The following is a 23,141-nucleotide window of genomic DNA, read 5'->3' as shown; positions in this document are numbered from 1 at the left end:
AAGACACCTCGTGTTCTTCCCATTGTCTTTTTGCGCTTCTGGAACTAAAGCGCGATAAGCAGGGCGTTTCCCTGCTTGTTTTGACCTGTCTTAAAAGCCCAGGCTGGCGAGCAAATCGTCCACCTCGGACTGGCCTTTGACCACGTCGGGATTGCCTTCGGGGTTGACCACTGGACCCTGCAGAACGGGGTGCTCATGCACCACAAAAGTGCCTGTGGGTGTTTCAACCGGCTTATTAACCGGCTGCGTCGGGGCCGTGACAATCAGCAGTTGCACCAACTGCTGTTCAATGTTGGCCGCCAGATTGACGACCTTGGAGATCACCTGCCCGGTCAGGTCATGAAAGTCTTGCGCCATCATGATGTCGGTCAGGTTTTTGTCGATGTGTTTGGTTGCTTCTTCGACATCGGTGATGAAGTTCATCACATGGCCTTTGGCCACAGCCGCCACCGGGTCCTTGACAATCAGTGCGCCAATGCGGCGTGTTTCAGCAGCAATGTGGTCGTGGTGTGTCTTGGCTTGATCCACACTGTTAAGCACTTTTTCGGCGGCTTCGCCGGTCAATCGGGCAATGTAGGACAGACGGCTTTTGACGTCAGGAATCTCATCTGCCCAATCTTTGACTTTGTCTGTCAGCCCCAAGCCATTCAGCGAATCGTGCAGCTGGCGCGTGAGAACACCAATGCGATGGTGAATGTCTTGAGACAACTCTGGCGTGCCAGTCACAGAACCGGAAGGGGTGCCTGCAGTCATTTCATCCCCAGCTTCGTCAGGATCAGGTTGACTTTGTCTTCCAGCGTGGCTTTGGTGAACGGCTTGACGATGTAGCCTGCCGCGCCTTGCTGGGCTGCCATCACAATGTCTTCCTTGCGGGCCTCGGCGGTCACCATCAAGACTGGCAAGTGCTTGAGCTTGTCGTCCTTTTTGATTTCGTTGAGCAACTGAAACCCGTTCATATTGGGCATGTTGATGTCGCTCACCACAAAATCAAAGCTTGAATTTCGCAACTTGTTGAGCGCAACCACGCCATCTTCGGCCTCATCCGCTTCGGAGTAGCCAATTTCCTTGAGCAGGTTGCGCACAATGCGCCGCATGGTGGAGAAGTCATCAACCACCAAGAACTTGAGATCATTGGCCATAAGGTAACCTTTCAATGGCGCACACTGGAATTGTCATAAAGTGATTTCCGATCATGATGTCACGTAAGCTTAGGGATTGACAGTGGGGGCAACACCTGTTTGATCCGGTTTTGTTGCACTTTCAGTTGTCGCTGGCGCTTCCACCCGCCTGGCTCCCAGCAGACGTTCTTCTGCCTCGCGAGTCAAGATGGTAATGCTGATTCTACGATTGGACGGACTGCGCGGATTTTCTTCATCCAGCAACACACTTGAAGCCAGGCCCATGACGCGGGCCACCTTGTCATCAAGCACACCCGCAGACATCAGCTCGCGCCGACTGGCATTGGCCCGGTCTGCCGAGAGCTCCCAGTTGCTGTAGCCACGCACACCGCTGGCGTAGGGCGTCTGGTCGGTATGGCCATCGACACTGAGCTTGTTGTCCACGTCCACCAGCGCCAGCCCGATTTGTTGCAGGATGTCGCGCATATAAGGTTTGACGCTGGCGCTGCCGCTGTCAAACATCGGGCGTTTCTGATCGTCCACGATCTGGATCTGCAGACCATCGGGTGTGATAGTCAGCTTGATCTGGTCACTGAACTCCGCCAACTTGGGGTTGTTCGAAATCATGGCGCTGATCTTGGCGCTCAACTGCGCCATCTGTTGGGCGTCTTTCCTGGCGCGGGAAACCCGGTCTTGTTCGCCTGAGAGTTTGCGCGCCGCAGGGCTGGCACCATCACCTCGTTTGGACTGGCCAGCGGTCTGTGTCAGGTCGTTGCCACCGGCATTGATCACACTCTGGCTGGCCCCGGCACCCGGGCCACCCTCCATGGCGACTTTCAAGGGGGACGAAAAGTAGTCTGACAGGCCCTTTTTATCCCCTTCTGAGGTGCTACCCAGCAGCCACATCAGCAAAAAGAACGCCATCATGGCGGTCACAAAGTCGGCGTAGGCAATCTTCCAGGCGCCACCATGGGCGACATGGCCGGCCTTTTTCACCCGCTTGATGATGATGGGCTGGAGTTTTTTGGCGTCGGTTGCCATGCTGGTGATTCAGATGTTTATTTCTTCTTGACGAACGCTTCGAGTTCGACAAATGAGGGGCGCTCCGTCGAGAACAGCACTTTGCGGCCAAATTCGATGGCTGTCGCAGGGTTGTAGCCCTGCATGCTGGCCAAGAGCGTGGTTTTGATGCACTGGAATTCTTTGCCGGCTTCTTCCACCTTTTGCTCCAGCAGGCCTGCCAGTGGCTCAGCAAACGCGTAAGCCAGCAAAATACCCAGGAAAGTCCCCACTAGGGCCGATGCAATCATGCCGCCCAGCACAGCCGGTGGTTGCCCCACCGAACCCATGGTGTTCACCACCCCCAGCACAGCGGCCACGATACCAAACGCGGGCAAGCCACCAGCCACGCGTTGCAGCGCAGCCACTGCGGCATGTTCTTCGGCGTGGTGGGTGTCGATTTCACTATCCATCAGCGACTCAATCTCATGGGCGTTGAGGTTGCCCGAGACCATCATGCGCAAGTAGTCGGTGATGAACTCCACCACATGGTGGTCACTGCCTACCGCACCATGTTTTTTGAATATTTCAGACGAATGGGGGTCTTCGACATCTTTTTCAATAGCCATCAGGCCTTCCTTGCGGGCCTTTTGCAAGATGTCATACAGCAGGGCCAGCAGGTCCATGTAGCGGGCTTTGGTGTATTTGCTGCCTTTGAAACAGGTGCCCAAGCCCTTGATGCTGGACTTGATGACCTTCATCTGGTTGTTGGCCACAAAGGCGCCCAAGGTGGCGCCACCAATGGTGATCAACTCAAATGGCAGAGCTTTCAAGACCACCATGATGTTGCCGCCGTGAAAGATGTACACGCCAAAGACGCACACCATCACGATCAGCCAACCAACAATAACGAACATAGGCGGGTTACTTAAGAGGGGCGATTGTTAGAGAAGTGGGGTCGCACGCATGGCGCGTCCTGCATCTCTATCATATCGTCCCGCTTTCAGGCGACTTGAGCTATATAAAAAAATAGCCCGTAGCCCTTATCGGGCATGGGCTATTCGCTATGTTAATAGAAGCAAATTCAGTGCAGCAAGATGCCGCCACCCGCAGACCCCTTGCCCGCGCGTGCTGGCGGGGTGCACAAGCCGCATTCAAAGTGACGTGAATTCTCATAGGGCTCACTGACAAAATGCCCGCCGCACTTGCTGCACTTGGTCATGGCCAGCATGTGGTTGTCGACAAACTTCACCAGGCGCCAGGCGCGGGTGATGCTCAAGAGCGGCTCCACGCCGCAGTTGGCGATTTGCTCGCTGTACAGCCGGTAGGCCTTCATGATCGCCTCAATGTCCTCCAGGGCGCTGACCTTGTTGAGGTATTCGTAGGTGTTCAGAAACAGCGAGGCGTGGATGTTGGGCTGCCAGGTCAGAAACCAGTCGGTAGAAAACGGCAGCTGGCCTTTGGAAGGCGACTTGCCAGCCACCTCTTTGTACAGGCGCAGCAGCCGCTCGTAGGAGAGATTGGTTTCACTCTCCAATACCTGCAGACGCGCGCCCAGCTGGATCAGCGCGACAGCGCGTTCCACCTGCTTGGAGTCGTTCAAGACGCTTTTGGTTGATGTGGTGGCCATGGTGCAACTCCTTACAGGGCTTCGGCGAAACGGCCGGCCATCAGGATGCTGGCATGCAACTTGGTGGTGGCGTCGTTGTCCACCTTGGCGGCGTTGTGGTTGGTCAACAGGTTCCAGACCATGTCGTCATCCACGCGGAAGCGGCACAGCAGCATCGGGCTCGACGCAATCTTCAAGATCTGCGCAGGAGACAGCATCGCAATCATGTCGGCCGATTCTTCCGAGATGCCCAGGCGAAACAGTGCCTCGGCCTTGTCGCGGCGAATCACGTTTTGCGCCAGCATCAAGTAGGTGAGGTTGGCATCACGGATTTCCCGGGAGAGTTGGTCGTCGTTCATGGTCGGCTCCAGAAAAATAGGTCAATCAATTGGATGGTGTTTGCGGCCTAATTGCCGTGTTCATCACCTTGGGACCGATTCTGGAAGCCTGGTCCAAAAACTTGAATCAGTGTTTGGATGTTGCGGGTGTCGTCGCTGGGATGGCATCATGTAAGGCAAATTCCTACATGGTGGTCTTGCATCTGGAATTGAAGGTGAAATGTTGGCCAATTGCACCGCTAGATGGGCTTCTTTCGGTTCTATAGTCAAACATCTATTTAGCTTGAGCGGGTGGTGACATGAAGGCAGTCATTCTGGCCGGGGGCTTGGGTACCCGGATATCTGAGGAAACCCACCTCAAACCCAAGCCGATGATTGAAATTGGCGGCAAGCCCATCCTTTGGCATATCCTGAAGATGTACTCCGCCCATGGCGTCAACGACTTTGTGATTTGCTGCGGCTACCGCGGTTACGTGATCAAAGAATACTTTGCCAACTATTTCCTGCACATGTCCGATGTGACCTTTGACATGGCGAGTAACCGCATGGAGGTGCATTGCAAGCATGCCGAACCTTGGCGGGTGACACTGGTTGACACGGGTGAGGACACCTTGACGGGCGGTCGCCTTAAACGTGCAGCCGAGTACGTGCGCGACGAAGACGCCTTTTGTTTTACGTATGGCGACGGTGTTTCCGACGTGGATATATCAGCCACCATTGCTTTCCATCACCGACACGGCAAACTCGCCACCGTGACTGCGGTACAGCCACCCGGGCGTTATGGCGCCCTGCAAATGGATGGTGCAGTGGTGCAGGGCTTTACGGAGAAGCCGCGTGGTGATGGGGGTTTGATCAATGGCGGCTTTTTTGTCTTGTCCCCCCAAGTGATTGAGCGCATTGCTGATGACAGTACGCCTTGGGAAGCCGCACCGTTGGCTGGTTTGGCTGCAGATGGTCAACTCATGGCGTTTGAGCACCATGGCTTCTGGCAACCCATGGACACCCTGCGGGAAAAGACCATGCTCGAAGACATGTGGTCGTTTGGCAAAGCGCCTTGGAAGATTTGGTAATGCGGCCTGACGCCCTTTTTTGGCAAGGCAAGCGGGTATTGTTGACCGGGCATACCGGCTTCAAAGGCGCTTGGCTGGCCTTGTGGTTGCAGCGTTTGGGGGCGGAAGTGATCGGCATTGCGTTGCCGCCTGCCACTCAGCCCAATTTGTTTGCCTTGCTGGGCAATATGCAGTCTTTGGATAGCCACTTTTGCGACATCAGAGACGCCCAGTCGCTGGCCAATCTGGTCAGAGTGGCCCGCCCGGAAGTTGTTTTCCACCTGGCTGCCCAAGCCCTGGTGCGCACCAGCTACCAGCAGCCGCTGGATACCTTTGCCACGAACGTCATGGGGACCGCCAACCTGCTGGATTCCGTGCGTGGCTTGGACTCGGTGCGTGTGGTGGTTGCCGTCACCACAGACAAGGTTTATCACAACCGCGAATGGTGTTACCCCTACCGTGAAGATGACGCACTGGGTGGGCACGATCCTTATAGCGCCAGCAAGGCCGCTGCTGAGCTTGTCATCGCCAGTTACCGCGCTTCATTTTTGCAAACATCGGGCGTGGCCGTGGCCAGCGCCAGAGCAGGCAACGTCATCGGTGGTGGAGACTGGTCGGCTGACCGCTTGATCCCCGACGCGGTGCGGGCCTGGCAAGCACAGCGCCCGTTGGTGATCCGCAATCCGAACGCCACCCGCCCCTGGCAGCATGTGCTGGAGCCGTTGGCGGGGTATGTACGCTTGGCCGAAAAGCTATGGGCGCAACCGACGTTGGCTGGTGCCTACAACTTTGGCCCGCCTTCCCACGAGGTGGCATCGGTCAGAGATGTGATTAAGTTGGCCTCAAGCCCTCATGAATATTGCACAACCAGCTATGAAAACAATAGTTTTCAGCCACACGAAGCCAATGCCTTGGCGTTAGAAGTGGCCAAAGTCCGCACAGTGTTGGGCGTCCAGTCACGCTGGGGCTTGCAAGACGCGGTGGGGCGCACCATGGCTTGGTACCGGGCGCAGTTTGCTGGTGCTGACGTGCGCGACTTGTGTTTTGCTGATATCGCAGCGTTTGAGGCCTCAGCATGACTCGCTTCGCTGTTCGAGCAAGTTCTTTAGATGGCCTCAAATGTATTGAGCGCCAGCGCCTGGGTGACGCACGTGGTTTTTTGTCGCGCCTGTTTTGTTCACAAGAGCTGGCTGCCGCAGGTTGGACGATGCCTGTTGCACAGATCAACCACACCTACACGGCCCGGTGTGGCACGGTACGTGGTTTGCACTTTCAACACTCGCCAGCTGCCGATGCCAAGTTGGTCAGCTGCTTGCGGGGTGTGGTGTGGGACGTGGCGGTTGACTTGCGTGCCGGGTCAGCCACGTTTTTGCAATGGCATGCGCAGGAGTTGTCGCCAGAGAACGGGCTAGCCATGTTGATTCCAGCGGGTTTTGCCCACGGTTTTCAAACCTTGAGTGACCATGCCGAACTGATCTACTGCCATTCCACACCGCACACACCAGAACTTGAGGGTGGGGTTGATGCACTAGACCCGCGCCTGGGCATCGCCTGGCCAATGGCGATCGTTGAGCGATCCGCGCGTGACACCGCCCATGCCCCGCTCACCGATGTTTTTGAAGGAATTTGTCTGTGAATACCTGCGCCAACTATGCCCCAATGACCTGCAGGCATTGCGGCGCGCCGGTCACCCTGCCCCTGATCGATTTGGGCAGTGCGCCACCGTCAAATGCCTACCTGAGCCCAGAGGCATTACATGCCCCCGAGCGTTGGTACCCGTTGCGCGTGTTGGTATGTGAGAAATGCTGGTTGGTGCAAACGGAAGACTTTGCCCAAGCTGACCAATTGTTTGACGCTGAATATGCCTATTTCAGCTCTTACGCTAGCAGCTGGCTGGCTCACGCGCAGACTTACGTGGCAGACATGGTGTCGCGTCTTGCATTGGGGCCACAGAGCCATGTGGTTGAAGTTGCCGCCAACGATGGTTACCTGTTGCAATATGTGGCGCAGCGCGGGGTATCCTGTTTGGGTATTGAGCCAACCGCCAGCACAGCGGCCGCTGCGCGTGCCAAAGGCATTCCCATCATCGAGCGTTTTTTTTGTGTGACGCTGGCGCGTGAGCTTGTTGCACAAGGCCATGCCGCTGACCTAATGGTGGCCAACAATGTGCTGGCGCATGTGCCCAATATCAACGATTTTGTGGCCGGGTTCGCGGTGCTGCTCAAGCCACAGGGTGTGGCCACGTTTGAGTTTCCGCACCTGCTTCAATTGGTGCGGCAATGCCAGTTTGACACGCTCTACCACGAACACTTTTCCTATTTGTCTTTCACCACCGTGCAGCGCATTTTTGCTGCCAACGGGTTGGCCGTGATAGACGTGCAAGAGTTACCCACCCACGGCGGCAGTTTGCGAGTATTTGCCACACGTGCCGATGTCCACCACCACCCGCAGGCCACACCAGAGGCCGCAGCGCGTGTGCAGCAACTGCTGGCCACCGAGGCCGCAGCCGGTATGTTGGGGCAGAGTTTTTACAGAGATTTTGAGTCCCAGGCCTTACGTATCAAGCGCAAATTGCTCACATTTTTATTGCAGTGTCAGGCTCAAGGGCTCACCGTGGGTGCCTACGGCGCCGCCGCCAAGGGCAACACATTGCTCAACTTTGCCGGTGTGCGACCTGACTTGCTGCCTTATGTGGTGGATAAAAACCCCGCCAAGCTGGGCAAGTTTTTGCCGGGCAGCCGAATCCCCATTGTTGACGGAGCCCACTTACGTTCCCACCGGCCCGACCGTGTGTTAATCCTGCCATGGAATCTGCGAGATGAAGTCGCCGCGCAGCTGGACTACGTGCACAAATGGGGTGGGAAGTTTGTTGTGGCCGTGCCGCGCCTGGAGGTGTTTTAATGAATAGCAATCGACGTATTCCACTGTCTCGCCCATCTATCACTGATGAAGAGGTGGCGCTGGCGACAGACGCCGCACGCAATGGCTGGGGCCCACATTGCTACGATTACTTGGATCGATTTGAAGCAGCCTTTGCTGCACACATTGGTGTGAAGTACGCCATTGCAACATCGAGCTGTACCGGGGCCTTGCATATGGGGCTTGCTGCCCTGGGGGTTGGCGAAGGTGATGAGATCATCCTGGCCGATACCAATTGGGTGGCTTCGGTGGCTCCAGTGTTGCATTTGGGTGCACGCCCGGTGCTGGTTGATATTCAGCCGGATTCCTGGTGCATTGATCCGGTTGCCGTGCGTGCTGCCATCACACCCCGTACACGCGCCATCATCGCAGTCCATCTGTACGGTAACTTGTGCGACATGGATGCGCTGCTGGCTCTGGGGCGTGAGTTCGATATTCCGGTCATAGAGGATGCTGCCGAGGCCATTGGCTCCATGTATGGTGGCAGCCGCGCAGGAGCTTTGGGTGTGTTTGGTGCGTTTTCTTTTCACGGCTCCAAAACCATCACTACTGGCGAGGGAGGCATGTTCGTGACCGACGAGCAGGCGCTTTATGACAAAGTGCTCTCCCTGTCTAACCATGGCAGAGTGAAAGGGCAGACGCGTCAGTTCTGGCCCGACATGTTGGGTTTTAAGTACAAGATGTCCAACCTGCAAGCTGCTTTCGGGTGTGCGCAGTTGCGGCGTGTGGAGTCATTGATTTCGCGCAAGCTTGAAATAATGCAGCGCTACCGAGAGGCCTTTGCTGACGTGTCTGGCATAACAATGAATCCTGAACTGCCGGGGACTCGTATTGGTGCGTGGATGCCGACAGTGGTTGTAGCCGAGCACATTCCTTTGTCTGCTGACGAACTCCTGCATCGCTTTAAGCAGGCCAATATTGACGCTCGGCCGTTCTTTGCGCCCCTGTCGACGCTGACTTGGATGCCGCCCGGACCGACGGGTTCGCACGCACAAAGTGTCTATGAACGCGCTGTGAACTTGCCGAGCTTTCACGACATGACCGATCACGATATTGACCGCGTGGTGGCGGTCGTGCGGGAGGCACTGCAACATGCTGGAGCGTGAAGGTGTTTCATCTTTGCAGTGCACGTCCTGGGTCATCTGGGGCTGTTCTGGCCATGCCACTGTTTTGCTGGACATGATTGAGCAGCAGCAAGGCCGCGTTGTGGCGTTTGTTGACGAACTGCCGGTGCCCACTTTGCGGCAAGGGGTGCCGGTGCTGGCTGGGTGTAGTGGTTGGCTTCAGTGGCGCCAGACACAGGCGAGTGCGCTGCGCTTGTATGGTGCGGCGGCAGTGGGCCGACAGGGCCACCATCGCCAGCGCATCCAGGCGAGCCTAAACCAGCAGGGTGTTGACATGCCGACGCTGATCCATCCGCAGGCCAGTGTCAGTCCATGGGCGAGGGTGGGTGCCGGTGGACAAGTTCTGGCCATGGCCGTTGTCGCGGCGAAGGCAACGCTTGGAGATGTTTGTATCGTGAATCACCGCGCTGTCGTGGACCACGAGTGTGTTTTGGGGGCCGGTGTGTTTGTCGGGCCAGGGGCCACGCTGTGTGGTTGTGTCTGGGTCGGTGAAGATGCCTTCATCGGCGCTGGTGCCAGCGTGCTCCCCCGCGTTCGCATTGGTGCCGGTGCCCTGATTGGGGCTGGCGCCGTGGTGACGCGCGATGTTCCAGATCACGCAGTGGTGGTTGGCAACCCAGCCCGTTTACTGCCTACGGCGGATACTCTGCGTCCCAAAGACCACCCGTCCGGGATAACACAACCATAGATTCACAACGTCTATCGCTTGACCTCAGATAACTTATTACAGGATGCAACACATGCCCTCATCACCACAGCCATCTCCCGAACAGGTCTTTGCTCAAGAGCGTAGTGAGCGTGTGCAGAGTTATGCCCAAGACCAAGCCTTCCGGGCACTGTCCCAGACTTGGTTGCGCGAGTCCATGCAGCACAAATACGTGTACAACTTTGATTGGCTGGGGCGCCCCATCATTCAGTACCCGCAGGACATGGTGGGCGTGCAGCAATTGGTCTGGCAATTGCGTCCCGACCTCATCATTGAGACTGGCATCGCGCATGGCGGCTCGCTCATACTGAGTGCTTCCTTGTTGGCGCTGCTGGACATGTGTGATGCCATTGAGGCCGGTACCACGCTCGATCCTCGCGACTCGGCGCGCAAGGTGATCGGTATTGATATTGACATTCGTGCGCATAACCGCGCCGCCATCGAGGCGCATCCCATGGCCACCCGTATTCAGATGGTTCAGGGGTCGTCCGTGGCAGATGATGTGGTGCAACAGGTGCATGCCGCCGCATCTGGGTACAAGACCGTGCTGGTCATGCTCGACTCAATGCACACGCACGACCATGTGCTGGGTGAGTTGAACGCTTATGCGTCTTTGGTCAGCGCAGGAAGTTACTGCGTGGTCTTTGATACTTTCGTGGACGACATGCCGCCGAAGTTTTTTGCTGATCGGCCTTGGGATGTCGGCAACAACCCCAAAACCGCCGTACGGCAGTGGCTGTCAGGGCACCCCGAATTCGAGGTGGACACGGCGCTTGAACAGCAATTACAGATCACGGTGGCACCACAGGGGTTTTTGCGGCGTAAGAAATAACGTAAACCGCCACGTACCGAAAGACTCAGATCTATAGCGCCAAGTGCAATCCAGATAAGGGCTAGGCCGTGTTTGCGGTCGCTAAACTCTCGGGTAGTGACGTGGCTGGGCGCGAAGAGGGCAGCGGCGGCTGGGCCAAATACACAAGAGCTGCTTGCACATACTCGTGTGTGCGTGCCAGCACCCGCTCTGCTGGCTCTGGTTCGGCCAAGGATCGCAGGGCCTGCTCTAGATACACGCGGCCAAAATCGAGGTGACCGTGGGCATTTTCAATCTCGGCAAGCACGGTGAGTGCCACCGGGTCATGTGGTTTGGCACACAAAATGCGCTCCGCCAACTCGGTTGTTGCTTTCCAGTTCGGGTTGGACAGCACGTTGGACGCTTCTCCTGCCACAGGCTGTAGGCCACTTTTGGCTTTTTCCAGCAGGGTTTGCAGTCGCTCATAAGCACTCGATAGTGGAACTCTCTCGCCAGGAGCCACCCCCACATGAAACTCTGGTGCATTCCCCATGGGCAAAGGGCGGGTCTGTAACCATTCATTGATTTGTGCAGAGACCTGCTCGGGTGTCCAATCCGGATGGGCCGACTCGGCTAACCAATGCATCCACATCTTGCGCATCGCATGACCGAACTCAGACACATAGACGTCCTCACGCATCAGCACACTGTTCTCCATTTCGTCACGCAGCCCCAATCGAAATTGGTTCAGAGCGGTCATGTCTGAGGCCAGCTCGGCTGCAATACGCAGGTATTCATCGGTGCTGCGGGCGATCCAATTGTGTCGCCCCAGGTGGGCCAGCAAGCCAACACTCATGCGGGACCGCAGGCTATCCCCATCCATTGTGACGAGCGGCAGCCCCATCCACAGCAGATCGTTCGATGTTGTCCCGCCGACAAGTGGAAACGGGTCTAACGCGATATCGATCAGGTGGTAGGTCAAATACTGGTTGCCACCATCATGATTCACGAGCACCAGTCGTTCAGTGTCTACGCCCAAACGCAGACAACGTTGGCGATAACTGTTGGCCGCCTCTTCATTGCCCAGGTTTTTGCCTTCTATCAGCAGGCGTGCATCGGGCACTGCCGTCAACAGTTGTCCCCACAGTGCCAGCACCTCGTCTGTCAGCTTGCCCAGGTTGTTGCAAGAACCGAAGGTGATGTAGCCGTTCTGGAGAGCGGGTGTTGGGCGCACCTGATAGGCCGGTTGGTAACGCCACAGCGGGTTGCGGCTCATCGGGCGATAACAAGCCCAGCGTGTAGGAAGTCGGTACAGCCGCTCCACATAGAACAGGTCTGCGTCAGGCGAGTCGGTGACGTTGTCACTGATCCACCAGTCCATGGCGCGCAACCCTGTGGTGCCAGGGTAACCAATGGTGCTGATCTGCACCGGAGCAGGCTTGTGGGCCATAGCCAGCAAGCCGTTGTTGCCGGTATGGCCGGCCAGGTCGATCAGCACGTCGATCTGTTCTTCCTGGATGCGGCGTGCTTGCTCTTGCGCTGTCAGTCCATCGAGCCGAACGAAGTGATCTGTATGGCAGCGTATCCGCTCGGTGGCGGTGTCTTCGCTGGGGTAGAGGTAAAAAGCCCACACCTCGAATTGGCCTCGGTCCAACAACGAGAGCAGACCTTCAATGAAGTACATCACCGCGTGGTGGCGGAAGTCGGGTGACAGAAAACCTACGCGCAGCTTACGCCAAGGGTCGCGCCCGAGTTGGGCAAAATCTGACCAGCCCGCCCGCAACGGCTCCTCAAAGGTGCGTGCATAGGTCTGCGCGCCTGCAAGCATGTCCGCTGCGCCATAACCGGGATCAGCCAGCATGAACAACATGCGGTTGGTGTGTCCAGTGGGGTCGGTGGGCGACAGGTGAATGGCCTCCTCGCAATCTTTGACGGCTTGGCGTACCTGCCCCAGCTCTCGGCGGTGGATGGCAGACTGTGTTAGCGCTGCCACACGTTGTGTGGTGTCTGTGGCGCACACCAGGGCTTTCTGGCTGGCATCAAACCCTTTTTGGTGTAAACCAATCGCGTAACACGATTGCGCCAACTTGCTCCAGCATGCGCTGTGGTCTGGGCGCAACTGCACGACCTTGTCCAGTATGGCAAGGGCTTTGGGTTGGCGTGCCAACTCCAGCAACACATTGGCGTAGTTGATCAGCAGTTCTGCGTCATCGGGCCAAACTGCTGCGCCGCGTTTGTAGGCGGCAATTGCCGCCTCCGGATCATGATGGCGATGGAGTGCAAAGCCGAGCAGCCGATGCGCCACCAAGTGGCGACTCTTCTTGCGTAAAGCTTGTTTGCAGAGGCGGATAAGCAAAGGCCAGTCAGCAGCGGCCATGGCCGACTGTATGCGCAGGCTGAGCGGGTCGTGATCGGCTTGTGTCATCGTGCGGGTATCCTACCTTGGTTGGTGGACTCTCCCACACGCAGGTCAGCAGGCGAGCTATGGACGGCACACCTCGTCACTAAGACCTCAGCAGAGCCAGCACCCCTTGAGGGATCTGGTTGGCCTGTGCCACCATAGCGGTACCGGCTTGTTGCAGAATCTGCGCGCGGCTCAGGTTGGCGGTTTCTGCGGCAAAGTCAGCATCCAGAATGCGGCTGCGTGAGGCAGACAGGTTTTCTGAGGTGATGTTCAGGCTGGCAATAGATGTTTCAAACCGAGACTGCAGGGCACCTAGCTTGGCACGTTCGCCGCTGATGAAGCTCAGTGCCGCGTCAACCGTCTGAAGTGACAGGGTCGCCTTGCCAAAGCTGGTGATGTCCAACTCAGACACCTTTTTGAGAGTCGAGTTAAGCGTGCTACCAGCCGTACCCAGCGCTGTGGTGGTGGTTGAAACCACACTATAGGACTTATCAGAATCTAGGGTGATGTACCCACTCACGCCCACATTTTCAACCACGGCATCAGCCGTGAGCGTGCGCGCTGTGCCTGCTGTGGCCACCCCGCCGCTACCGTCGCCGACCAACTTGGTCACAGTCACGGCTCCGCCATTTGTGGACCCGGTGTCACCCACTGCAATGGTGTTGCCCGCGGCGTTTGTCAGAGTGATGCCGTCCCCCGTTTCATTGAGCTGAGCCACAACCCCGGTTTTGGCGGATTTGTCGTTGATCGAAGAAATGGCGCCAGATAGGCCTTCTGCACCCGCCGTGGCTGTGATCGCAAAGGACACCGTTTGGACGTCTGCATTGTCAGACTGCAGCGTCAGGCTGTAGGCGCCGGTGGCGCCAAAAGCCAGCTGCGCTTGCGTGCGCGCCGTGGCGGTAACCCCTGTTTTGCTGGTTTGCAGGTTGATGCTCTCGGCCGTTTTTTTGCTGTGTTCGTTCGCTGCAACCGCAATGGCGGCACTGCCAAGCGCGCCATTGACGGCCAGGGTGCCAGCCGCAACACCGTTGGTGCCATAGGCTGCGGCCGGTGTGGCACCTGTTGTTGCCGTCGCGCCAGCCGCGTTGGTGCCTGACACCTGATTGTTGCCATACACATTGGTACGCAGATTGGCGGTGGAGGCAGTGATGGTCTGGTTGGCGTTGGCCCCTACCTGGAATTGTTGTGTACCAAAGCTGCCGTCCAGCAACTTCGCACCATTGAACTCGGTGGTTTGCGAGATGCGGTCCAGTTCAGCCACCAACTGGCCTACCTCAGCCTGTAGCGCCTGGCGGTCGCTGGCGCTGTTGGATGCATTAGCAGATTGCACGGCCAGTTCACGCACACGTTGCAGAATGTCGCCTGCTGACTTCATGGCGCCTTCCGTGACCTGAGCCAGTGAGATGCCGTCATTGGCGTTGCGTGCCGCCTGGTTCAAACCGCGTATCTGGCTGGTGAAACGCTCCGAAATGGCCAAGCCCGCTGCGTCATCCTTGGCGCTGTTGATGCGCAGGCCCGATGACAGACGCTGGATAGAGGTGTTGAGCGAACCCTGGCTCGTGCCCAGATTGCGTTGCGCGGTGAGCGACGCAACATTGGTATTGATGGTGGAAGCCATAGTTAACTCCTTAAAGACTCGTAACGCACATTGCTTTCCATTGGGGCCAGGCGGGCAACGCAGAACATGGATGAATTGTGGAGATGGCGGCGTGCGGTAGTGCCTCAATAAACATCCGAAAAGCCCGTCAAATCTGGGTTTTTGAGCTTGGGTGTGCGTGCTGCTCTTGTCCCTTGCCGGATGCCCATGGCGGGCTGGGTGTGGTGGCTGCGAACAAAAAAACAGCATAAATTGGGTGTTGGGGCCTCAAGTTTTCTGCTGGGAGTCCGAAAACTCTAGCAACGGACCCATTTGATGGCCCGTTGTTTACAGAAGGCTCGCAAGCACTGCAAACGTGAGGGGATTGCATGATGCAGCCCCCGGGCTGGCGGCAACGCCATATTCAGTCAGTTCTTTATTGGAGATCATCATGGCAGCTACCATCAACACCAATGTGGCATCGCTCACCGCGCAGCGCAATCTGGGCATGAGCCAGAATTCGCTCAACACCTCTATCCAACGCCTGTCATCGGGTCTGCGCATCAACAGCGCCAAGGATGACGCAGCGGGTCTGGCCATTTCGGAGCGTTTTACGGGTCAGATCCGGGGCCTGAATCAGGCCGTGCGTAACGCCAACGACGGTATTTCTCTGGCGCAAACAGCTGAAGGTGCACTCAAAGCTTCTGGCGACATTCTGCAGCGTGTGCGTGAACTGGCGGTGCAATCTGCCAATGCCTCTAACAGTGCCAGTGACCGCCAGGCACTGCAGGCTGAAGTAGGGCAGTTGGTGTCTGAGCTGGACCGCATCTCGCAAACCACTGAGTTCAATGGTGCGAAGTTGCTTGACGGCAGCTTTGGCACACAACAGTTCCAAGTGGGTGCCAACGCCAACCAGACCATCACGGCCGCTACGGCCAATCTGCGAACCAATGTCTATGGCAATAGCCAAGTCTCTGGTACTCCTGCGTCTGGGGCCGCAGCATCTGCGACTGTTGCTGCTGCTAGCACTGCCTTTGGAACCAACGGTGTTGTGGGTGGCACTATTGCTATCAATGGTGCACTTGGCAGCGCTGCCATTGCGGTAACAGCTAACGATCACAGCAAAAAAACGGCTGAAGACATCAATCTGCAGACCAGCAAGACCGGGGTTACCGCCACGGCGCGCACACAGGCGCAGCTGGGTTTTGGTGCTGCTGGTGCGTATAGTGTGACGCTGCTGTCTGACAACGCCACTGCAGAAACGGTGTCGTTCTCGATTACCGCCACGGCGGGTTCGGATGGCCTCTCCAGTGCGGTTTCGGCTATCAATGACAAGTCATCCAAGACAGGTGTCGTAGCCCAGCTCAACGAACTGGGTACGGGCATCATATTGACAAATGCTTCTGGCAACACCATTGCGGTTGGAGATACCGCATCGGTCAATGGCGGGGCTGTGACTGTGCAGAAGCTGGTCGGGGACGGCAGTGGCGGCGTGGCCACAGCAGGTGCGGCACAAACTCTTTTGGCTGCTTCCTCGGTGGAGAATGTGGGTGTAAGTGGGTATATTACCTTGGACTCTGACAAGTCCTATAGTGCGGTTTCGACCACCACCACAGCGCTTGGTGCGGCTGGTGGCACGCTCAATTCGACCCTCAAAAAGGTGTCTGAGCTGGATATCACTACCTTCGGCAAGGCGACCCTGTCGCTCAAAACGGTCGATGCGGCACTGGCTTACATCAGCGGTGAACGGGCTAATCTCGGTGCTATACAGTCCCGTTTTGAGACGTCTATTGCTAACTTGCAAGTGACGTCAGAGAATTTGTCTGCCTCACGCAGCCGTATTCTGGATGCTGACTTTGCCGCAGAAACTGCCAACTTGTCGCGTTCTCAGATCTTGCAGCAGGCGGGTACGGCGATGGTGGCGCAGGCCAATCAGTTGCCGCAGGGCGTGTTGGCTCTGCTGCGTTAATCGCACAACGCGCGGTTGATACAGGCAAGGGTGCCTCCTCTGCATTCCTTGTCACAGATGCCCAGGCGGCGACGGTTTTTCTGTCGCCGCTCTTTTGGTTTTTGGGGTTCGCTCAGTAGGAACCAGAAATAGGTGTGATCTGCGTGGTTTGACTGGCTTTTGCAGATCGGTCAACTGCCGCAAAATGCGAGCAGTTTAGTTTTCAGGAGGTTTGTATGGCCACCATTTCTTCACCAGGCCTTGCCACGAATGGACTGGATGTCAAAAGCATCATTTCCCAATTGGTGGCATTAGAGAAAAGGCCGCTTGACACCTTGAAGGTGCAGGCAGCCACGGTTAATACCAAAATTTCTGCGTTTGGCCAAATCAAATCGCTGGTTTCGACTTTGGCAGATGCCGCGGGCAGTTTGACCAGTTTGACGGGGTGGAATGGGGTGGCTACCACGTCGTCTGATAGCAAGTATGTCAGCGCCTCTGCCGTGGGTGGTACCTTGCCGACCAGTTTCAAGGTGGAGGTACAGAGCTTGGCCCAGGCGCAAGCCACGGCTTCGGCGCCAGTGCTCCCTGTGGGGACTGCCGTCGGAGCGGGTACCTTGCGACTAGAGCAGGGGGCGTGGTTAGCCGGGGTTTTCACGTCTGGTGGTGGTCAGGCGCTAGACATTGCCGTGACGGCCAGTGACACCCTGTCTGACATTGCCAGCAAGATCAACGGCGCCAATGCCAGTGTCACCGCCACCGTGTTGACGGATGCCTCTGGTGAGCGTTTGCTGTTGCGCAGCAAGGCCACGGGTGAGGCGGCTGGCTTCAACCTCACAGTGGATGAAGGTGGTGTACCTGCTGACAACACCGATATGACCGGCCTGTCGCGTTTGACAACGCTCAATGGCACTGTCTCACAGGCTGGCACAGATGCCAAGGCCAAGGTTAATGGCATTGCGGTGACGTCCGCTACCAATACCTTTGACAAGACCATCTCTGGTGTGACTTTCAAAGTTGAGCAGATAACTACATCACCCATTGAGATCACGGTGTCCAAGGACAATTCGGCGGTGCAAGCCAAGGTGGATGCTTTTGTCAAGGCGTACAACGACATCAATCAATTGCTACAAGAGGCGACCAAGTACGACGCTGCAACCAAGTCCGCTGGTTTGCTGCAAGGTGATTCCACTGCTATCACCTTGCAAAATGTGCTGCGCACGGCCATCCAGTCTGTCAGCACGAGTGGTGGCCCCTTCCAACGGCTGGCCGATATCGGTATCGTTCAGGAGCGTGGTGGCAACCTGTCTGTAGACTCCAGCAAGCTGAGCAAGGCACTCAATGACAATCCAGATCAGGTCAAAGATTTGTTTCGCAGCACGGGCGGTGGTGCGGCTGATGGCATCGCCGTGAGGGTGAAAGCGTTGACCACCAACTTGTTGTCGAACGACGGGTTTTTCAAGTCGAAAGACGACACCTTGCAGGCGTCTCTCAAACGCAATGACAAAGACCAGCAGCGGGCGAATGATCGGGTGGATGCTTTTGAGCAACGTATTACCCGCCAGTACAACGCTTTGGATAAACAAATGAGTAGTTTGAACGGATTGAATGCCTACATTGCGCAGCAGGTGACGACTTGGAACAAGAGCACGGGTTAATCACGGTGATCGACCTTTGACCCTTCAGTTTGGCAACCAACAGCCGATAAATGGTGAGAGAGCTTCTGAAACACAACGGAAAAATCACCATGTTCACAGCCTACAACCCGCGAGCCGCATCAGCCTATCAACGAATCAACATCGAGACCAGCATGCACACGATTGATCAGTACCAGATCGTGAGTTTGTTGTTTGACGGCTTGTTGGAGTCGATGGCGACTGCCCGGGGGGCTTTAGCGCGAGGCGACGTTGCGACAAAGTGCAATGCCATTGCCAAGGCCCTGCGCATTTTGCAAGAGGGTCTGACGACAGGCCTTGACCCTGTGGAGGGGGGCGAGTTGGCTGCAAATCTCGGTGCGTTGTACGGGTACTGTTCCAAACGCTTGATGCTAGCAAACGCCACCAATGACGATCTCTTGTTGCAAGAGGTTCAACGCTTGATCGAGCCCGTGGCGCAAGGTTGGAAGGAGATTGGCAAGGTTCAAAAGCTCCCAGAGCCGGTAGACACCGTGCCTGCGCCTGCAGTGATGACACCCACTCGTCGGGCCATGTCCAGTTATTCAAATATGTCGTTGATGGGAGCCTGAGTCATGTCACAACAACTCATTGACTATTACAAAGCCATCGAAGACAGCAGCGCCCGCATGTTGGATGCCGCCAAGTCGGAAGACTGGGAGCAGGTGGTCCATTTTGAAGGTGCCTGTGCGGTGTTGATCGAACAACTGCGCGCTCGCGCCAGCGCCGAGCAGCTTCTGCCGGAACAGCGTGCCGAGAAGACGCGCATCATGCAGCGTATTTTGAACAACGATGCGCAGATTCGTTACCTAGCTGAGCCCTGGTTGACTCACTGCGAGCAAAACCTGGAAGGGCAGCGCGCCTACTTGCACTGACCTGACTAGTCATATATCAATAGCTGCTGACCCTTGTAGATCAAGGGCTGGCAGCTATTTTTGTATGTAGACCTAGACCTGCATGTTCATGATGTCGGTGTAGGCCTGCACCATCCGGTTTCTCACATGCAAGGTGGCTTGAAAGCCAATCTGTGCTTTCTGGATCGCCACCATGGTTTCTTCCAGGCTGACCTTGGGGTTCTCCAGCTGCACTTCTTTTTGCAAGCGGGACGATTCGTTTTGCGCGGCGCTCACCGAGCCCAGCGCACTTTTTAAAGCACCCGCAAACCCTTCGGACTCGGCACCCGTCACTTGACCTGCTGCTTTGCCGCCCGGCATGGTGGGCCGCAGGCTGCTGAGCGGCATGGTGTTGGGAGTGAGTCTGAGGTTCATGGCGTTTGGGTGCCCGCAGGTTGGGATGGAGGGATGCTAGAGTGCCCCTGTCAAAACATAAATTTGAAGTGGGGGGTAAAACACGGTCTTATCAAGCTCATGTTTTCAGAGGTGTGTCAAATAATCATCGGCATCCGAGTTGCGTCAAGCACCCCTCTTACGGAAGACCCCCATGCCCGCCGCCACTGCTCTGCCAGCCATTTCTGTCAATCCCAGCTTCAGCCAACGCCTGGCCATGCTGGATCAAGGCCAAAAAATGCGCCTGGCTGTGGGCGTGGTGCTGTTTGTGATGATTGGTGTGGTGGGTTTGGTCATGGGCCGTCAAGCCGAGTGGCGAGTGTTGTATGCCAACCTGGCCGACAAAGACGGTGGCGCCATCGTGGCGCAGCTCACCACCTTGAATGTGCCTTATAAATATGCGGAGGGTGGTGGTGCCATTCTGGTGCCGGCGGACAAGGTTTACGACACACGTCTCAAAATGGCCTCGCTGGGGCTGCCCAAAGGGGCCATCACCGGATTTGAGTTGATGGATACCGCCAACCGCTTTGGCATGACGCAGTTCCAGGAGCGGCTGACCTTTCAGCGTGGTTTGGAGGGCGAGTTAACACGTTCCATCCAGGCGCTGTCCTCGGTGCAAAGCGCCCGGGTGCACTTGGCGTTGCCCAACCAGAACGGTTTTTTCAGGGAGCAGCAGAAACCCTCGGCCTCGGTGGTGGTGGGCATGAATGCCGGACGCTCGCTCGACCGGGCCCAGTTGGCAGGCATCATTCACCTGGTGTCCTCCAGCGTGCCTGAGATGGACCCGAAGGCGGTGAGTGTGCTCGATGACACCGGCAAACTGCTGTCTGCCACGCCAGAGGGTGAGTTGGGCATGGGGGCAGACGCCCAGCAGCTGCAGCATGTCCAGCAGATTGAGCAGCTCTACAGCAAACGCATTTTGGATATTTTGGAGCCGGTGGTGGGTCGCCAGAATGTGCGCGCCCAGGTCACCGCCGAGCTGGATTTTTCACAGACCGAGTCCACCTCTGAGTTGTTCAAGCCCAACCAGACCGCCGAAGCGGCCGCCATCCGTAGCCAGCAACTGCTGGAGAGCACCAACGCCGCTGCCAACGCGGTGCCCACCGGTGTACCGGGCGCAGTGACCAACCAGCCACCTGGCCCGACGGCTGCACCCATCAACGGTGCAGCGCAAACCCCCGCAGCAGCCAATGGGGCCAACGCTGCCGCTGGCACCGGTGGCAGAAAAGAATCCATCATCAATTACGAGGTGGACAAAACCATACGGGTGGTGCGCGGCAGCACCGGCATGATCAAGCGCATCAGCGCAGCGGTGGTGCTCAACCACCAGACCACCACCGATGCCAAAGGCAAAACCTCCATCGTGCCTTTGACCGATGCCCAACTCGAGAAAATGACTGCACTGGTGCGCGAAACCATTGGTTTCAGCGCTGACCGGGGTGACTCGGTGAATGTGGTCAACGCGCCTTTCACTCTGGACAAGGTGTCTGTTGACGATGTGCCTCTGTGGCAGCAGCCGCAGCTGCAAGACCTGGCACGCAGTTTGGCTTGGCCGCTGGGCACCTTGTTGTTTGCTGCTTTGGTGCTGATGGGGGCGATTCGGCCAGCGCTCAAAGTGATGGCGCAGCCGATGCAGGAGCTCAAGACCCCGTCCATGGGTGGCCTGGACGCGATCGAGTCGGATGAGCCCGACCGCCCCATGCTGGCGGGCCCCTCGGCAGCTGGTTTGTTGTCCAATGAGCCGAGCGCCAGTGACCTCGCTTTGGAAGAGGCGCGCAAACTAACACGTGACAACCCGGCCGCAGTTGCTAATATTGTCAAAACCTGGATCAATGGCGAGGCACCGGCTTGATGGCCAGGCCCGCATCCACCAGGCAATGAACCGGGGAAACGTAAACCATGTCGCAATCTGACGGTCTGGAAGATGCTGCCATCCTGATGATGTCTCTGGGTGAAGCCGAGGCATCGGAGGTGTTCAAGCATCTGTCGCCTAAAGAGGTGCAAAAACTCGGCGAAGCCATCGCCAAAACCAAAACCATCACGCGCGAGCGTGTCACCGAGGTGGTGGACAAGTTCACCAGCATTGCCGCTGCGCAGAGTTTGCTGGTGTCGAATTCGGGCGACTATGTGCGTTCGGTGCTCAAACGCGCCCTAGGGGATGACAAGGCAGCGTTGTTGATCGACCGCATCTTGCAGGGAGGCGACGTCTCGGGCATTGAGAGCCTGAAATGGATGGAACCCTCCAGCGTGGCCGAGCTGCTGCGCAATGAACACCCGCAGATCGTGGCCGCCATTCTGGTGCACCTGGACTTTGACCAGGCCACCGACATCCTGAAGTTCTTCACAGAACGCCAGCGCAACGAGGTCATGTTGCGTGTGGCCACCATGGAAGGCATCCAGCCGACGGCGCTGAAAGACTTGAACGAGGTCTTGTTCAAGGTGCTCGCGGGTGGCGACAAGATGCGTAAATCGTCCTTGGGCGGCATCAAGGCAGCGGCCGAGATGATCAACCTGATGGGTACCGCGATTGAAGGCACGGTGATCGAGTCGATCCGCAACCATGACCCCGATCTGGCGCAGAAGATCATGGACAAGATGTTTGTCTTTGACGATGTGATCAAGCTCGACGACAAGGCGATCCAGACCGTGCTCAAGGAAGTGTCTTCCGATGTGCTGATCGTGGCACTGAAAGGTGCTCAGCCGGAACTCAAGGAGAAATTTCTCTCGAACATGTCCTCGCGCGCGGCCGAGTCGCTGCGCGAAGACCTGGAGTCGCGCGGGCCGATGCGGCTGTCCGAGGTGGAGGCGCAGCAAAAGGAAATTCTGAAAACCGTGCGGCGTCTGGCCGACGAGGGCACCATCGTGATTGGTGGTGGTGGTGATGACGCGATGGTATGAGCATGAACAACTACGCCCGATTTATCCCCGGTGAGGAAATTGACGCGGTCCAGCAGTGGCAGTTTCGCGCCATGGATACCGCTGCCCAGCTATTGGCAGCCAAAACCAAAGCACGCGAAGAGCAAGACGCTGCCGCTCAAACCGAGTCGCAGTTGCAGCAGGCCTACCAAGAAGGTTATGCCGCTGGCGTGGAGCAAGGCAAGCTGCAGGCACAGGTTGAATTGCAACAGCAAATGCAGGCTTTTTTGGACAACCAGGCGCAAGAAGCCGCAGACAAACTGACCGCACTTTTCGAGTCGGCCCAGCAAGAACAGCAGGCCGCTGAGCAGGCCATGGCCCAAGGTGTGTTGGCGCTGTCTTGTGAACTGGCCCGCCAGGTGCTGCGCCGCGAAGTGACGGTAAACCCGGCGGTGGTGATGCCCGTGTTAACCGAGGCGATTGGCCTGCTCGGGGCTGAGTTCAAAACAGCGGTTGTCAAACTCCACCCCCAGGATCTGGCCGCGCTGGGTCCACAGATCCAGACCAACTTTGCCGGTATCGGCTTGAGCCTGCGTGCTGACCCGGAGCTGTTGCCCGGCAGTTGTCTGGTGGAATCTGCCGGTACGGTGATTGACGGCACTTTGCAAAAACGCTGGCAGCGTGCGGTGGCCACCTTGGGCCTCAGCAGCACCTGGGAGGTTCCCGGTGAACCCGCCTGAAGCCACCCT

General features: G+C 57.2%; 23 protein-coding genes. 14 read left to right on the top strand and 9 right to left on the bottom strand.

Annotation, left to right across the window (positions count from 1 at the left end):
• Window positions 1-90: 90 nt before the first annotated feature.
• The 6 genes from FDG13_RS00215 to flhD form a co-directional block, all read right to left on the bottom strand.
• A complete protein-coding gene (locus FDG13_RS00215) occupies window positions 91-753 on the bottom strand; it encodes a protein phosphatase CheZ (protein WP_180124710.1) in 663 nt (220 codons plus the stop codon).
• Window positions 750-1,139: a chemotaxis response regulator CheY gene (gene cheY / locus FDG13_RS00210; protein WP_180124709.1), complete on the bottom strand. Its 390-nt coding sequence runs from the start codon at window positions 1,137-1,139 to the stop codon at window positions 750-752. Before cheY ends, FDG13_RS00215 begins: the two co-directional genes overlap by 4 nt.
• 69 nt (window positions 1,140-1,208) lie before the next feature.
• Entirely contained in the window at window positions 1,209-2,159 is a 951-nt protein-coding gene (gene motB / locus FDG13_RS00205; RefSeq protein WP_180124708.1) for a flagellar motor protein MotB, read from the bottom strand.
• A 17-nt stretch (window positions 2,160-2,176) separates the two neighbouring features.
• Window positions 2,177-3,034: a flagellar motor stator protein MotA gene (gene motA, locus FDG13_RS00200; RefSeq protein WP_180124707.1), complete on the bottom strand. Its 858-nt coding sequence runs from the start codon at window positions 3,032-3,034 to the stop codon at window positions 2,177-2,179.
• Window positions 3,035-3,201: 167 nt separating this feature from the next.
• A complete protein-coding gene (gene flhC, locus FDG13_RS00195; RefSeq protein ID WP_180124706.1) occupies window positions 3,202-3,747 on the bottom strand; it encodes a flagellar transcriptional regulator FlhC in 546 nt (181 codons plus the stop codon).
• 11 nt (window positions 3,748-3,758) lie between these two features.
• Window positions 3,759-4,085, bottom strand: a complete 327-nt coding sequence (gene flhD, locus FDG13_RS00190) for a flagellar transcriptional regulator FlhD (RefSeq protein ID WP_180124705.1) — start codon at window positions 4,083-4,085, stop codon at window positions 3,759-3,761.
• 278 nt (window positions 4,086-4,363) lie between these two features.
• Here flhD and rfbF point away from each other — a divergent pair, with 278 nt between their 5' ends.
• From rfbF to FDG13_RS00155, 7 genes are read left to right on the top strand one after another with little or no spacing between them, the layout of a single operon-like run.
• A complete protein-coding gene (gene rfbF / locus FDG13_RS00185; protein WP_180124704.1) occupies window positions 4,364-5,134 on the top strand; it encodes a glucose-1-phosphate cytidylyltransferase in 771 nt (256 codons plus the stop codon).
• The gene (gene rfbG / locus FDG13_RS00180; protein ID WP_180124703.1) at window positions 5,134-6,192 is read left to right on the top strand and encodes a CDP-glucose 4,6-dehydratase; all 1,059 of its coding nucleotides are present in this window, start codon (window positions 5,134-5,136) and stop codon (window positions 6,190-6,192) included. The genes rfbF and rfbG overlap by 1 nt, the downstream gene beginning before the upstream one ends.
• Window positions 6,189-6,749, top strand: a complete 561-nt coding sequence (locus tag FDG13_RS00175) for a dTDP-4-dehydrorhamnose 3,5-epimerase family protein (RefSeq protein WP_180124702.1) — start codon at window positions 6,189-6,191, stop codon at window positions 6,747-6,749. The genes rfbG and FDG13_RS00175 overlap by 4 nt, the downstream gene beginning before the upstream one ends.
• Window positions 6,750-6,772: 23 nt before the next feature.
• Complete coding sequence (locus tag FDG13_RS00170) at window positions 6,773-8,014, top strand: class I SAM-dependent methyltransferase (protein WP_180125326.1); 1,242 nt, start codon at window positions 6,773-6,775, stop codon at window positions 8,012-8,014.
• A complete protein-coding gene (locus FDG13_RS00165; protein ID WP_180124701.1) occupies window positions 8,014-9,138 on the top strand; it encodes a DegT/DnrJ/EryC1/StrS aminotransferase family protein in 1,125 nt (374 codons plus the stop codon). Before FDG13_RS00170 ends, FDG13_RS00165 begins: the two co-directional genes overlap by 1 nt.
• Window positions 9,139-9,151: 13 nt before the next feature.
• Window positions 9,152-9,844, top strand: a complete 693-nt coding sequence (locus FDG13_RS00160; protein WP_180124700.1) for a NeuD/PglB/VioB family sugar acetyltransferase — start codon at window positions 9,152-9,154, stop codon at window positions 9,842-9,844.
• Between the two features lie 43 nt (window positions 9,845-9,887).
• A complete protein-coding gene (locus FDG13_RS00155; protein WP_218942567.1) occupies window positions 9,888-10,694 on the top strand; it encodes a cephalosporin hydroxylase family protein in 807 nt (268 codons plus the stop codon).
• A 61-nt stretch (window positions 10,695-10,755) separates the two neighbouring features.
• Here the strand turns inward: FDG13_RS00155 and FDG13_RS00150 are convergent, their stop codons facing one another.
• Window positions 10,756-13,077: a tetratricopeptide repeat protein gene (locus FDG13_RS00150; RefSeq protein ID WP_180124699.1), complete on the bottom strand. Its 2,322-nt coding sequence runs from the start codon at window positions 13,075-13,077 to the stop codon at window positions 10,756-10,758.
• Window positions 13,078-13,156: 79 nt separating this feature from the next.
• Window positions 13,157-14,674, bottom strand: a complete 1,518-nt coding sequence (locus FDG13_RS21260) for a flagellin (RefSeq protein WP_180124698.1) — start codon at window positions 14,672-14,674, stop codon at window positions 13,157-13,159.
• Between the two features lie 409 nt (window positions 14,675-15,083).
• Between FDG13_RS21260 and FDG13_RS21255 the strand changes: the two genes are divergently transcribed.
• The 4 genes from FDG13_RS21255 (at window position 15,084) to FDG13_RS00125 (ending at window position 19,125) form a co-directional block, all read left to right on the top strand.
• On the top strand, window positions 15,084-16,601 hold the full coding sequence (locus FDG13_RS21255; protein WP_180124697.1) for a flagellin: 1,518 nt from the start codon (window positions 15,084-15,086) through the stop codon (window positions 16,599-16,601).
• A 215-nt stretch (window positions 16,602-16,816) separates the two neighbouring features.
• On the top strand, window positions 16,817-18,235 hold the full coding sequence (gene fliD / locus FDG13_RS00135) for a flagellar filament capping protein FliD (RefSeq protein WP_180124696.1): 1,419 nt from the start codon (window positions 16,817-16,819) through the stop codon (window positions 18,233-18,235).
• Between the two features lie 89 nt (window positions 18,236-18,324).
• Window positions 18,325-18,822, top strand: a complete 498-nt coding sequence (fliS, locus tag FDG13_RS00130) for a flagellar export chaperone FliS (RefSeq protein WP_180124695.1) — start codon at window positions 18,325-18,327, stop codon at window positions 18,820-18,822.
• 3 nt (window positions 18,823-18,825) lie between these two features.
• Window positions 18,826-19,125: a flagellar protein FliT gene (locus FDG13_RS00125; protein WP_180124694.1), complete on the top strand. Its 300-nt coding sequence runs from the start codon at window positions 18,826-18,828 to the stop codon at window positions 19,123-19,125.
• 72 nt (window positions 19,126-19,197) lie between these two features.
• Here FDG13_RS00125 and fliE read toward each other — a convergent pair whose 3' ends face one another.
• The gene (gene fliE, locus FDG13_RS00120) at window positions 19,198-19,464 is read right to left on the bottom strand and encodes a flagellar hook-basal body complex protein FliE (RefSeq protein ID WP_370528146.1); all 267 of its coding nucleotides are present in this window, start codon (window positions 19,462-19,464) and stop codon (window positions 19,198-19,200) included.
• Between the two features lie 226 nt (window positions 19,465-19,690).
• On the opposite strand from fliE, the gene fliF reads away from it, so the two are divergent.
• The 3 genes from fliF to FDG13_RS00105 are packed head-to-tail and all read left to right on the top strand — an operon-like array spanning window position 19,691 to window position 23,132.
• Window positions 19,691-21,388, top strand: coding sequence for a flagellar basal-body MS-ring/collar protein FliF (gene fliF / locus FDG13_RS00115; RefSeq protein ID WP_180124692.1), 1,698 nt, complete (start codon window positions 19,691-19,693; stop codon window positions 21,386-21,388).
• Window positions 21,389-21,435: 47 nt separating this feature from the next.
• On the top strand, window positions 21,436-22,434 hold the full coding sequence (fliG, locus tag FDG13_RS00110) for a flagellar motor switch protein FliG (RefSeq protein ID WP_078366635.1): 999 nt from the start codon (window positions 21,436-21,438) through the stop codon (window positions 22,432-22,434).
• A gap of 2 nt (window positions 22,435-22,436) precedes the next feature.
• On the top strand, window positions 22,437-23,132 hold the full coding sequence (locus tag FDG13_RS00105; protein ID WP_180124691.1) for a flagellar assembly protein FliH: 696 nt from the start codon (window positions 22,437-22,439) through the stop codon (window positions 23,130-23,132).
• Window positions 23,133-23,141 lie beyond the last annotated feature (9 nt).

It is taken from the genome of Rhodoferax sp. BLA1, assembly GCF_013416775.1.
Classification (GTDB): Bacteria; Pseudomonadota; Gammaproteobacteria; order Burkholderiales; family Burkholderiaceae_C; genus Rhodoferax.
Note: the sequence above shows the minus strand (reverse complement) of the source record. Positions and strands in the feature narration are given on the sequence as shown.